Origin of the sequence: Kineosporia sp. A_224, assembly GCF_002198655.1 — a bacterium.
In the GTDB taxonomy this organism is placed as follows: domain Bacteria; phylum Actinomycetota; class Actinomycetes; order Actinomycetales; family Kineosporiaceae; genus R-H-3.
The window spans coordinates 1-12,645 of sequence record NZ_MWLN01000074.1; the positions used below are offsets into that span (position 1 = coordinate 1).

Sequence of the window (12,645 nt, forward strand, 5' to 3'; positions counted from 1 at the left end):
GGGTCAGGCGGGGGCGGGGCCCAGGCGCAGGAGCTCGCGCTCGAACGGGCCGAGCACGTCCTCGCTCACGCCGCGGCGGCGCATGTCGCGGATGTGGCCGGACAGGAGCGAGCGGAACTCGTCCTCGGCCTCGCGACGGGCGCGCTGGGGGCCGGACTCCTGGACGGGGACCGTCCTGGACCGCGGCTGGGGCGTGCCGTGCGCGACACGCGGGGTGGAGGAGCGCGTCACCGTGGGGGTGCGCTCGGGTGTCGTCTGCGTGGCCACGAGGTGATCGTGGCATCGCCGCGTCATGTCATCGTGCGTTAGCGCAACGACACGCCGAGTAACCATTGCGGGGGCTCCCGACGTGCCGCGCGGGCGGGCGACAATGCCGGTGTGCCCTCGACACCCGCTCCCGACGAGCCCGACGACACCCCCGGCACCGACGGCGCCGACGGCACCGACGGCACCGACGACCGGCTGGTCCGGCTCGGTCCCGCCGACGCCGGTGAGCTGCTCACGCTCCAGCGGGCGGCATACGTCACCGAGGCCCAGCTCCACGACGACGTCCGGCTGCCGCCGCTCGTGCAGACGCTCGAGCAGCTGCGCGCCGAGCTGGCCGGGCCGGCCGCGGCCTGGGGGCTGCGGCGCGGCCCGCGGCTCGTCGCCGCCGTCCGGTTGCGCGACCTCGGGCACGGCGGCGTCGACCTGGGGCGGCTCATGGTCGCGCCCGACCTCCAGGGCCAGGGTCTGGGCAGCCGGCTGCTCGTCCGCAGCGAGGCGCTCGTGCCGGCCGGGACCCGCCGGATCCACCTGTTCACCGGCGAGCGGAGCGAGGCCAACCTGCGCCTGTACCGCCGTCACGGGTACGTCGAGACGCACCGCACCCCGGCGGGCGGGCACGACCTCGTGCACCTGGTGAAGGCGCTGGCTGTCGAGGACTGACCCCCCGAAGGTCGACCCCCCGGGGGCTGACCGCGGGGCCGTCAGCCCTCGTCCCCGCCGTCCTTGGGGACGACGATCTCGACGCCGGCGGCGTGGAAGGCCTCCGTGAGGTCGTCCGGCGGCATGGTGTCCGTGACGAACCAGTCCGCCCGGCCCAGCTCGGCGACCTGGGCGAACAGCCGCCGGTTGAACTTCGTCGAGTCGGCGAGGACGGCGACCTGCGCGGCCCGGCCCATCATCTCGGCCATCATCGCCGCCTCGCCGAGGTTGCTCGTCGAGTAGCCGGCGTCCTGCGAGACGGCGCCGACGCAGATGAGCGCGATGTCGCAGCGGATGTCCACCTCGCCGCGGCCGGACATCACCGGGAACGCGACGGGGCCGACGGTGGCCTGGGCCGACGGCCTGACCGCGCCGCCGAACACGTAGAGGTCGCGGAAGACCTTGGCCGGCAGCTCGGCCGGCAGGGCGAGGCTGTTCGTCGCGATCGTCAGGTCGCGGTGGTCGCGCAGGTGCCGGACGGCGGCCAGCGTCGTCGTCCCGGCGTTGACGATGAGGGACGCGCCGTCCGGCACGAGGCCGGCGACGAGGGCCCCGATCCGGTCCTTCGCGGACGCCTGCACCCGGGAGCGGACCTCCAGGCCGGTGTCCGGCTTGGGGAACGCCGACAGGCTGACCGCGCCCCCGTGGGTCCGGATGATGACGCCGTCGGCGTCGAGCGCGTCGAGGTCGCGGCGGATCGTGTCGGCGGAGACGTCGAAGCGCTTGGCGAGACGCGCGACGGTGACCTGGCCGACCTCGGCCACGTAGGCGGCGAGCGCGGCCTTGCGGCCGGCGGGCAGGCGGCGGGCACCGTCGTCGACGGTCTGCTCCGTGCTGGCGGACATGCGCCTGTCGTAGCACATCCATGCCGCTTTGTGCGAAGTCAGAGCCGTGGCGTGCGTGTTCGCGGCCGAAAACCGCAGACCGTCTCGTCCTCCGGGGACATCGACAGCGCTGTCTCCGGCCCTTCGTGCACGAATGTGCAGCGTTCCGTGTCCGATCTGCAACTTCCCGATCCCTTGACGCCGCAAGATCGCGGCTTTAAGTTGCAGAAAGCCGCAGACCTGCGCACCCCTGCGTGCAGGTATGCGTCATGCGGCGCTCTTCTGAGATGGGAGTGGGATGAGCAAAGGTGCTCGTGCGGGACGACGGATGTCCGCACTTCTCTGCGCGGCGACGACGGTCATGCTCGTGGCCGCCTGTGGCGGCGGTTCCTCCGGCGGGTCCACGGGGACGGCCGGCGCCTCCGCCGGCGGTGACGTGACCCTGGAGTTCTCGCAGTGGTGGGAGCCGGAGCTCCCGGCGAACGCGCTGCGCGGCATGATGGACGAGTTCGAGGCGGCGAACCCCGGCATCAAGGTGAAGCTGCTGTCCGGGCCCTACGCCTCGACGAAGGAGCAGTCCGTCGCCGGTGCGGCTGCGGGCACCATGGCGGACGTCGTCGGTCTCGACGGCGCCTGGGTGAGTGACTTCGTCAAGCAGGGCGCGATCACCGACCTGTCGAAACTCATGAAGGACTCGGCGTACGACGAGAGCCAGCTCGCCGCCCAGATCAAGATCAACAACGCGGCCTACATGATCCCGGTGGTCAACTTCGTCTACCCGCTCTTCACGAACGACGACCTGCTGAAGAAGGCCGGCGTCAGCGCGCCGCCCACCAACCGCACCGAGTTCCTCGACGCGGCGAAGAAGGTCACCGCGCTCGGCGGCGACACGAAGGGCTGGGTCGTCCCGCTCTCGCTCGAGGCGCCCAACGGCATCCAGAACGACGTCATGGCCTGGAACTGGGCCTCCGGCGGCACGATGCTCAAGGACGGCAAGCCCGACCTGACGAACGCCGACGTCAAGGAGACCGTCGAGTTCGTCAAGGGCATGTGGGACGCCAAGCTCGTGGCCCCCGGTGCCCTGACGATGAAGGAGCAGGACAAGGTCGAGGAGTTCACGAACGGCCGGGTCGGCATGATGATCGACTCGCTCGCCCACGTGACGCTGATCCGGGAGAGCAACCCGAACCTCAAGTTCAGCATCTCGGCCATCCCGGCCAAGGACGGGTACTCCGGCAAGCGCGGCATCCCGTACGCCTCGTGGGGCATCGGCATCTCGGAGAACTCCAAGCACAAGGCCGAGGCGTTCAAGCTCGTCTCGTTCCTCATGAACGAGAAGAACAACTCCAAGCTCGCCTCCGTCGCGAACGCCTTCCCGGGCAACACGACGGCTGTGCCGGACTTCGTGCAGAACGACGACCTCTTCAAGGCGGCGTTCGACATCTACAAGGCCGGCTACCCCGCCAACGAGTTCACCGGGCTCCCGGTGGCGGAGGAGCTCATGCGCTCGTTCGACGAGGAGCTCCAGAAGACGCTCAACGGTGACCAGACGGTCGACGAGATGTTGACCAACGCCCAGGCCGGCTGGACGAAGAACTTCTGAGGCCGGTCCCCGACATGAGCACCAGCGTGAAGGCCGGGCCGCGGCAGTCGCCGCGGCCCGGCCCCACCCGTCCGATCGGCACGCCGCGCAAACCCTGGCGCAGGCGGGTCGAGCCCTACGTCTACGTCTTCCCGACCGTGCTCCTCATGGTCGTCCTCATGCTCGTGCCGATCGTCATGGTGATCCGGTACTCGCTGTACGACAACGTCATCATGAAGAAGGAGCCGGTCCTCGCAGGGATCGCGAACTACACCGAGATCCTCACCGACCCCGACTTCTGGAACGCCGTGAAGAACACGGCGTTCTTCACGGGGACGAGCGTCGTCGCCCACCTCGTGCTCGGCATGGCGTTCGCGATGATGCTCAACACGCCCCTGCTCGGCAACGTCACCAAGGCGATCTTCCGGGTCCTGTTCATCCTGCCGTGGCTGTTCACCGTCGCGATCATCGCGGTGCTGTGGCGGCTGCTGCTCAACCCCAACGGGGTGCTCAACTACCTGTTGCAGACCGGGGGTCTGACCGACTCCAAGGTCGAGTGGCTCGCCGACCCCAACATCGCGCTCTACGCCGTCACCTTCATCAACATCTGGTCCGGCTACCCCTTCTACATGATGAGCCTGCTCGCCGGGCTCCAGGGGATCCCCCGCGACCTCTACGAGGCCGCGACCGTCGACGGCGCGAGCTACTGGCAGCGTTGGTGGAACGTCACGGTGCCGCAGCTCCGGCCGATCATCGTGAGCATCGCGATGCTCGACGTCATCTTCACGACGCAGCAGTTCGCGCTCATCTGGATGACCACCGGCGGCGGCCCGATCAACGTCACGGAGATGCTCAGCACGTTCACGTACAAGCTCGCCTTCAACCGCTACCAGTTCAGCCTGGCGTCGGCCAGCGCCGTGATCATCTTCGTGTTCTCGATGGTGCTCGCGTTCTTCTACGTCCGCTACCAGAAGGCACGGGACTGACATGGAGCCGAAAGGTGCACGCCGGGTGCTGCTGAAGGTCGGGGTCCTCGTGGGTCTCGTCGTCGGGGCCGTCTTCGCCGGCTTCCCGGTGTTCTGGATGGCGGCCAGCTCGTTCAAGGCCAACCCGGAGATCTTCGAGCTCCCGCCGCGCGTGGTCACGCCGGGCTTCTCGTTCGACGCGTACACGACGATCGTCACCGACCCGGTCAAGGTGCGGTTCTTCGTCAACAGCTACATCGTCGCGCTCTCGGTCACGATGCTCACGCTCGTGGTCGCCGTCCTCGCCGCCTACGCGTTCAGCCGCTTCGACTTCCCCTTCAAGCGGCCGCTCAACATGGTCATCGTCAGCGTCCAGGCGGTGCCGCCGATCACCCTGCTCATCCCGTACTTCGGGCTCATGGTGACGCTCAAGCTCTACAACACCTACTGGGCGCTGATCCTCACGTACATGGTCTTCACGCTGCCGTACGCGATCATCATGATGACCGGCTACTTCAACACCCTGCCGCGCGAGCTCGACGAGGCGGTCAAGGTCGACGGCGCCGGCTCGTTCACGGCGCTGTGGCGGATCCTCGTGCCGATCTCGGTGCCGGGCCTGGTCTCGGTCGGCATCTACACCTTCATGATCGCCTGGAACGAGTACCTCTTCGCGCTGACCCTCACGCGCACCGAGAACATGCGCACGGTCCCCATCGGCATCCAGCTGCTCATGGGCCAGCACTCGTACGAGTGGAACGAGATGATGGCCATGAGCATCCTCGGCTGCGTCCCCGTGCTCGTCCTCTTCCTGTTCTTCCAGCGGTACTTCATCGGCGGCATGACCGCCGGGTCGGTGAAGGCCTAGACGCCGCACGCCCGACGGCACCCCGCGAACCCGCAGCACGCACGCCAACAACCGAGGAGATACCCATGTTGATGACCGGCCACCGTCTGCTCGACGTCGCGAACGAGCACGGCTTCGCCGTGCCCGCGTTCAACATCAGCGACTGGGCGATGAGCCAAGGCATCTTCGAGATCTGCGAGGAGATGAACGCACCGCTCATCATCGCGATCCACCCCGACGAGCTGAAGCACACCGGCATCGACTTCATGGCCTCGGTGATCCAGCGCGCCCACAAGTCCCCGCTGCCGGTGACGATCCACTTCGACCACGGGACGACGTACGAGCAGATCCTCTGGGCCATCCAGGCCGGGTTCACCTCGATCATGATCGACGGTTCGATGCTGCCCTTCGCGGAGAACATCGCGCTCACGAAGAAGTCGGCGCTGGCCTGCCACGCGGTGGGGCTGTCCGTCGAGGGCGAGCTCGGGACCATCGGCAAGACCGACGGCGAGGCCGAGGACGGCGCCCAGACGATCATCTACACCGACCCGGACGACGCCGTGCACTTCGTCGCCGAGACCGGTGTCGACAGCCTGGCGGTCGCCATCGGCACGAGCCACGGCATCTACCCGTCGTGGATGAAGCCCGAGCTCAAGCTCGACCTGCTCAAGGAGATCAAGGGCAAGGTCGCCGTCGCGCCGCTCGTGCTCCACGGCGGCTCCGGCAACCCGGACGACGAGATCGCCGAGTCCGTGACGCTCGGCATCAACAAGATCAACATCTCGAGCGACATCAAGGTCGCCTACCACGAGAAGATGCGCGAGGTCCTGCAGGACAAGGGCCTCCGGGAGCCGAACTCGATCCAGCCGCCGTGCATCGCGGCGATGAAGGAGACGGCGCGGCACAAGATCGAGCTGTTCCAGACCGACGGGAAGGCCTCGCTGTACCGATGACGCGCGACGTCGTCCTCGGGCTGGGCAGCTGCCTGGACTACGAGATCACCTGGGACGGCGCCGTCGTCCAGCGGCTCGTCGACGAGTACGCCGTCACGCCCGACGAGATCGGCCGGGACGTCGTCGTCGCGAGCGAGCGCGACCTCGTCCGCTCGGTGCTGGGGTTCGTCCGCGACGGTGTCGGAGGGGAGCGCTTCGTCGCCTCCTCCGACATCGTCGAGACGTTCGCGTCCCGGTTCCCGCGCCGGATCACCCTCGGCGGCTCGAACGTCCGCGCGGCGGTCGCGATGAGCCGGCTCGGGCTGCCGTCGGTGCTGCACACCGTGAGCGTCGACGACAACGTCCGCCGGCTGCTGCCGCCTGGGGTGACCTACCTGTGCAGCGCCGACCACGACTCGACCGACCCGCACCTCATCGTCCAGTTCCCGGCGGGCGCCACGGTGCGGGTCGCTGGCGTCGTCCTCGACGCGCCGCACCCGAACCGGCTCATCTACGTCAACGACCTGCCCAACCGCGAGATGGTCCTCAGCCCGGGCCTCGGCGACCTCCTCGCGAACGCCGGGGTCTTCCTCGTGTCGGGCTTCAACACCGTGCAGGACGCCGCGACGCTCGACGCCCGGATGGCGTTCCTGCGCCTGCAGATGCGCCGGCTCCCCGACGACGCGACCGTCGTCTTCGAGGACGCCGGCTACCACGTGCCCGCGCTGAGCGCGCGGGTCAGGGACGCAGTGCTCGACCGGGTCGACGTCTACGGCCTCAACGAGGACGAGATGCAGGCGTACGTCGGCCGCCCCGTCGACCTGCTCGCCCCCGGACCGCTCGTGCAGGCGCTGCAGGACCTGCGCCGCGCGGTGCCGGCGCGCCTGCTCGTCGTCCACACGAAGTACTGGGCGCTCGCCCTCGGGGCCGGGGCGGACGGCTACCGGGACGCGCTCGAGGCCGCGACGGCGATGGCCGGCGTCCGCTACCTCGAGGGCGACGGGTTCACCGCCGAGCAGTTCCGGGCGATGCCCCGGCACGCCCGGCACAGCGGTGGCGCGGTCGTCGCTGCGGCGCTCGCGCTCCGGCTGCCCGGTGAGGTGTGCGTCGTCCCGGCGTACGCGCTGAGCACCCCGGCCCCGACGACCGTGGGCCTCGGGGACGCCTTCGTCGGCGGCTTCGTCGCCGGTCTCGTCGGCGAGCGGGTCGGGCCGGCTCAGGGCAGCGCGCAGCGGGTCGAGTAGACCGGGCCGGCCAGCACGGGCAGGCCCGGCGGCGGGTCGAGGACCGCCGTCCGGCCGCCGTCACCGGTGAGCCGGGCGGCGCAGGCCTGGGCGCCGGTCTCGGTCCCCTCGGCGCCGCCGATCCAGACGTCGAGCCACAGGGTCGTCCCGGGCGGGGCCTGCGACAGGTCGTGGCAGGGGCCGTCCTGCGGGGCCGGGCCGTCGCCGCAGGTGTCCTCGACGATGACGTACCGGCGCAGGTGCGGCAGGTAGAACCGGGTCCCTGCCGGGTGGTCGAGGACGTCCCGGCCGGTCGAGCGGTCGTGCCCGACGGCCACGGTGACCGGGTCCGCGTACGTCCCGGTGCCGCCCGCCGTCCGGTGCAGCACCGGGTGGCTCACCGTGGACGAGCCGCGCGGGGTGTTGTCGAACCACGAGTAGGCGGTGACGTAGACGCCCTCGAGCCGGGTCCCGCCCGCCGGACCGTCGCCGCGGGGCCGCGCCGACGGGGTCCGCGAGGGGCCCGGGGACGCTGACCGCGAGGGCCGGGCCGATGTGCCCCGGGGTGCCGTCGCGCGCCCCTCGCCGAGGGTCACCGGGCCGGGGGCGGTGCTCGCACCCGGTGCGTCGCCCGGCCCGCCGGACGACGGCCCCTCGCGGCGGGGAGCGGTGTCGTCCTCGCCCGTCACCGTCGTCACCGTCCCCGAGCCGAGCACCGCGGCCGCGGCCGACAGGGCGGCGGCGAGCACGCCGAGGCCGGCGAGCCGCATCGCGCGCCGGGGTCGCGCGCGAACCTGCCGGCGCCGCCCGTGCTGCCCGTCCATCGTGTGACCAATCCCCTCGGCCGTTCGGTCCGAATAGTTCCAAAAGGAGCGGGCAAGTCATTTAGCCCGAGATAACCTAAAACGAATAAAGCAGACAAGCACCGTCTCGGCCCGGCCAACGACCACGCCGGCCCGACGTCCGCCGGACGTCGACGGTGCGTGCGGCCGGGCGGCGGGGCGTCGCCCGGTACCAGCAGGACCACCAAGCCAGGGGGGCTCATGGGGCGCATCCGCGTGTTCGGCCGCGGCCGACCGACGACCGACCGGCACGGCCAGGACCGGCCCGACCGCGAGCAGCGCGGGCAGGACCAGGTCGCCGAGGTCGCCGAGGCCGTCGTCCGCTCCGCGGTGTTCCTCGACCCCAGCGGGCGCCGCTGGCGGCGCACCCGGGTCGTCGGGACCGCCGTCCTGGTCGCCCTCCTCGCCGCCGCGGTCGTGCTGGCGCCGGGGCTGTGGCACTCCCCGGCGCTCGCCGGGGCCGAGCCCGGCCGGGCGGTCTCCATGGCGGACACCGGCCCGCAGACCCCGGTGGTCGGTGCAGGACCGCTGCGCCGCGTGCTCGAGGTCCGCTCCCAGGGCGGTGCCCGGGTCGGGCTCGACCCCTTCACCGGTGCGGCGCTCACCACCCTGACCCCGGCGGAGGCGACGGCGGCCGGCGGGTCCCGCTACGTCATCCAGCGGTTCGGGTACGGCGCGGGGACGGCCCGGACGATCTCGATGACCTTCGACGACGGCCCCGACCCGAAGACCACCCGCGAGCTGCTCGACGTGCTCGCCGCGAACAAGGCGCCCGCGACGTTCTTCGTCGTGGGCCAGAACGTCGCCCGCTGGCCGGACCTCGTCGAGCGGATGTCCCGCGAGGGGCACGCGGTCGGCGTCCACACGATGACGCACCCGGACATCGCCGCGGAGCCGACGTGGCGCGAGCACGTCGAGGTCGTCGCCACCGGACGCGTGCTCCGCGCCGTCACGGGCACGCAGGAGAGCTACTGGCGGATGCCGTACGAGGGCGCCGACGTCGCGTCCGAGCAGGCGACGATCGACGGCCTGCTGCGCGCGCAGCGCCTCGGCTACACGTTCGCGTCGCACGACTTCGACACCGACGACTGGAGCCACGACGCGGACCCGAACGGGAGCGCCGCGGACATCCCGCTGCCGGACCTGTCCTCCGGGGCGCCCGTGACGATGCTCATGCACGACGCCGGCGGGCCCAACCGGCACCGGACCGTCGAGTACGTCGAGCGCCTCATCCCCTACGCGAAGGCGCAGGGCTACCGGTTCACGACGATGCCGCAGGCCCAGCCGGACCTCGCCGTCGCACCGGTGCGGGCCTCGACGGCCGACCACCTCACCCTCTACCTGAGCCAGGCCCTGCTCGCGTGGCCGAGCATGCTCGTCTCCGGCCTGTTCGTGCTCGCCATCGTCGCGGTCGTCGTCGTGGGCTTCGGCAACGCGGCGCTGGCCGCCGTCCGGTCCGTGCGCCGGCGCCGGCTCGTCCTCCCCGGGCCCGACGCGATCGACCTCGACGTCAGCGTCGTCCTCGCCGCGTGGAACGAGGAGACGGTGGTCGCCCGGACGCTGCGCTCGATCCTCGACTCCGACCTCCCGCTGCTCGAGGTCGTCGTCGTCGACGACGGCTCGACCGACGGGACGGCGGACGTCGTCCGGGGCCTCGCGGCGCAGGACCCGCGCGTCGTCCTGCTCCAGCAGGCCAACGCGGGCAAGGCCCACGCGCTGAACCACGGCGTCGAGCGGGCCCGCGGCGAGATCGTCGTCACCCTCGACGCCGACACGGTGATGGCCCGGGACACGATCACGAACATGGTGCGGCACTTCGCCGTCGACCCGGACGGGCGGCTCGGGGCCGTCGCCGGCGTCGTGCGCGTCGGCAACCGGGAGACGAACCTGCTCACGCGGTGGCAGGCGCTGGAGTACCTCACGCAGATCGGTGTCGAGCGCGCCGCGCAGGACGCCCTCGGGGCGATCTCGATCATCCCCGGCGCGTGCGCGGCGTGGCGCAAGGCCGCGATCGTCTCCGCCGGCGGCTACTCCGACATCACGCTCGCGGAGGACTGCGACCTGGCCCTGACGATGCACCGGCTCGGCTGGCGGGTCACCCAGGACGACGAGGCGCTCGCGTTCACCGAGGTGCCCGAGACCGTCGACGACCTGCTCGCGCAGCGGACCCGCTGGACGTTCGGCACCCTGCAGGCGATCTGGAAGCACCGCGACATGCTCTTCCGGCGCAGGTACGGCGCCCTCGGCTGGTTCGTCATGCCGGGCTACGTCGTCGCCGTCGCGACCCCGGTGATCTTCCTGCCGTTCATCGTCGTCATGGCGTCGCTGGCGGTCCAGGCGCAGGGCTGGGGCGTGCTCGTGCGGTACTTCGTCATCTTCATGCTGGCCCACATGGTCATCGCGGCCGTGGGCGTGCGGCTCATGCGCGAGCGCTACCACCACCTGCTGCTCGTGCCGGTGTACCGGGTCGTCTACGAGCCGCTGCGCGCGTACCTGCTCTACACATCGGTGTTCCGGGCGGTCAAGGGCGTGCGGATGGGCTGGAAGAAGCTCGTGCGCACCGGGTCCATGGACGCCGCGAACCTCACCGACCGCACGGACCGCACGGACCGCACCGACGCGGCGGCCGGCGCCGCCGACGTCCGCACCGACGCACTCGTCACCACGGGGGATCGTTCATGAGCACGTCCGTCGGGAGCACGTCCACGGGGAGCAGCCCCGTCGGTCGCCCGTCCAGCACCACCAGCACCTCCACCCGCTGGCCCGGTGACCTGTCGTCCACCGAGGGGGTGCGCGAGGGCGACCTCTTCGTCGACCGCTCGGCCACCGACACCGTGGAGATCGACCTGCGCGAGATCCGCGACGAGCCGGCGGCAGCGGCGGAGCCGGCCGACCGGGCCGCACCGGCCGCACCCGGCCGGCAGCGGGACCGGTACATCGACACGCTCCGCGCGGTGGCGCTCGTCCGGGTCATGACCTACCACTCGTTCGGCTGGGCCTGGCTGCCCCTGCTCTTCCCGTCGATGGGGATCATGTTCGCCCTCGCCGGGTCGCTCGTGGCCGGGTCGCTGGACCGCTCGCCCGGCAACCCGTGGCGGGTGCTCCGCAAGCGCACGATCCGGCTGCTGCCGCCGGTGTGGCTGTTCGGGCTCGTCGTCGTGCCGGTGATGCTCGTCGCCGGCTGGACGCACACCGCGGCCGCCGGGTCACCGCTCAACGTGCGCACGCTCCTGCTCTGGGTGCTGCCGATCTCGGACCCGCCCGGCAGCGCGCTCGGCGAGGACTGGGTGCTGCCGCTGTGGTACGTCCGGACCTACCTGTGGTTCATGCTGCTCTCCCCGATGGCGCTGTGGCTGTTCCGGCACTGGCCGCGGCGGATGCTCGCGCTGCCGGTCGGCGTCGTCGCGCTGTGGACGCTCGGCGTGCTGCCGCTCGACGGGCGCTCGGGGGACGTCGTCCTCAGCCTCGCGACGTTCGGCGGCTGCTGGCTGCTCGGCTTCGCGCACCACGACGGCCGGATCCGCCGGACGCCGGCCCTCAAGGTCGTCGCCGCCGGGCTGGGGCTCATGGGCCTCGGGCTCGCCTACGCGGTGACCCACCCCGACCCGGCGTCGGGCTACGACATCGACAACATCCCGCTCGCCGACATGCTCTACTGCCTCGGCGCGGTGCTCGTCCTGCTGCGGCTCTACCCGGACTTCTCGTGGATGGCCCGGCACGTCGTCCTCGACCGGCTCGTGGCGGTCGTCAACTCCCGCGCGATGACGATCTACCTGTGGGGCAACGTCGCGATCTTCCTGTCGCACCCGCTCCTGGACCTCTGGTCGGTCACGGCCGCGCTCGACCAGGACACCTGGGTCGGTGCGACCCAGGCCTACCTCGCGTCGTGGCTCGTCCTCGTCGCGTGCGTCCTCGCCTTCGGCTGGTGCGAGGACCTCGCCGCCCGCCGCCCGGTGCGGATCAACCCGTGGCCGCGCACCCCGGGCCAGCTCTCGGTGCTGCGCCAGCTGCGGACGCTCGCCGCCCCGGGCGCCGTGCGGATCTCGCGGATCACCCCGCAGCGCCTCGTGCTCGGCACGACCGCCCTCGTCGTGGCCGCCACGGCGCTGTCGGCCCTCGTCCTCGTCGGCACCCGGACGCCGGCCCGCACCGTCGCGGGCGACGTCCAGAGCCGGCTCGCCGACCAGCCGCGGCCGGAGGTCTCCCGGTCCGACGTCGCTCCCGACCGGGCGCCCGGCACGTCGACGACGCTGACCCCGGCCCCCGTGCTCCCACCGGACGGCGGCGCGGGCGTCGGCAGCGGTGCCGTCGCCGTCCCCACCGCGGGACCGGGTGCGAACGGCCCGGTCTCGCGCCCGCAGGGCGGCTCCGCCCCGGTCCCGCAGGGAGGCCCGACCGCGTCCCCGCGGCCGTCGACGACCGCGCCGCGCCCCTCGACGTCCGCGCCGGCCCCGGCCCCGACGACGA

Annotated in this window: 11 protein-coding genes; 8 read left to right on the forward strand and 3 right to left on the reverse strand. The window is 71.6% G+C overall.

Annotation, left to right across the window (positions count from 1 at the left end; translation table 11 throughout):
* Positions 1 to 3: 3 nt before the first annotated feature.
* Positions 4 to 267 carry a hypothetical protein gene (locus tag EDJALFJO_RS06145; protein WP_088283259.1) on the reverse strand — a complete coding sequence of 88 codons (264 nt, stop codon included), beginning with the start codon at positions 265 to 267 and terminating at the stop codon, positions 4 to 6.
* 195 nt (positions 268 to 462) lie between these two features.
* Here EDJALFJO_RS06145 and EDJALFJO_RS06150 point away from each other — a divergent pair, with 195 nt between their 5' ends.
* Positions 463 to 927: a GNAT family N-acetyltransferase gene (locus tag EDJALFJO_RS06150; protein ID WP_088283275.1), complete on the forward strand. Its 465-nt coding sequence runs from the start codon at positions 463 to 465 to the stop codon at positions 925 to 927.
* A 41-nt stretch (positions 928 to 968) separates the two neighbouring features.
* Here EDJALFJO_RS06150 and EDJALFJO_RS06155 read toward each other — a convergent pair whose 3' ends face one another.
* On the reverse strand, positions 969 to 1,811 hold the full coding sequence (locus tag EDJALFJO_RS06155; protein ID WP_088283261.1) for a DeoR/GlpR family DNA-binding transcription regulator: 843 nt from the start codon (positions 1,809 to 1,811) through the stop codon (positions 969 to 971).
* Positions 1,812 to 2,118: 307 nt separating this feature from the next.
* On the opposite strand from EDJALFJO_RS06155, the gene EDJALFJO_RS06160 reads away from it, so the two are divergent.
* The 5 genes from EDJALFJO_RS06160 (at position 2,119) to EDJALFJO_RS06180 (ending at position 7,357) form a co-directional block, all read left to right on the forward strand.
* Positions 2,119 to 3,393 carry a sugar ABC transporter substrate-binding protein gene (locus EDJALFJO_RS06160; RefSeq protein WP_198950053.1) on the forward strand — a complete coding sequence of 425 codons (1,275 nt, stop codon included), beginning with the start codon at positions 2,119 to 2,121 and terminating at the stop codon, positions 3,391 to 3,393.
* A 14-nt stretch (positions 3,394 to 3,407) separates the two neighbouring features.
* Positions 3,408 to 4,358 (forward strand): carbohydrate ABC transporter permease, encoded by a 951-nt coding sequence (locus tag EDJALFJO_RS06165; protein WP_088283265.1) that lies wholly within the window; start codon positions 3,408 to 3,410, stop codon positions 4,356 to 4,358.
* A 1-nt stretch (position 4,359) separates the two neighbouring features.
* Entirely contained in the window at positions 4,360 to 5,202 is an 843-nt protein-coding gene (locus tag EDJALFJO_RS06170; RefSeq protein ID WP_088283267.1) for a carbohydrate ABC transporter permease, read from the forward strand.
* Between the two features lie 65 nt (positions 5,203 to 5,267).
* Complete coding sequence (locus EDJALFJO_RS06175; RefSeq protein ID WP_088283269.1) at positions 5,268 to 6,134, forward strand: ketose-bisphosphate aldolase; 867 nt, start codon at positions 5,268 to 5,270, stop codon at positions 6,132 to 6,134.
* The gene (locus tag EDJALFJO_RS06180; RefSeq protein ID WP_088283271.1) at positions 6,131 to 7,357 is read left to right on the forward strand and encodes an ADP-dependent glucokinase/phosphofructokinase; all 1,227 of its coding nucleotides are present in this window, start codon (positions 6,131 to 6,133) and stop codon (positions 7,355 to 7,357) included. Before EDJALFJO_RS06175 ends, EDJALFJO_RS06180 begins: the two co-directional genes overlap by 4 nt.
* On the opposite strand, the gene EDJALFJO_RS34860 is transcribed toward EDJALFJO_RS06180, so the two are convergent.
* Complete coding sequence (locus tag EDJALFJO_RS34860; protein ID WP_198950055.1) at positions 7,330 to 8,106, reverse strand: hypothetical protein; 777 nt, start codon at positions 8,104 to 8,106, stop codon at positions 7,330 to 7,332. The two genes, EDJALFJO_RS06180 and EDJALFJO_RS34860, sit on opposite strands and share 28 nt — an antisense overlap.
* Before the next feature lie 273 nt (positions 8,107 to 8,379).
* Here EDJALFJO_RS34860 and EDJALFJO_RS06190 point away from each other — a divergent pair, with 273 nt between their 5' ends.
* Positions 8,380 to 10,860: a glycosyltransferase gene (locus EDJALFJO_RS06190; RefSeq protein WP_088283273.1), complete on the forward strand. Its 2,481-nt coding sequence runs from the start codon at positions 8,380 to 8,382 to the stop codon at positions 10,858 to 10,860.
* The coding region (locus EDJALFJO_RS06195) for an acyltransferase (protein WP_158220307.1) at positions 10,857 to 12,645 on the forward strand (1,789 nt) is incomplete at its 3' end. The genes EDJALFJO_RS06190 and EDJALFJO_RS06195, both read left to right, overlap by 4 nt.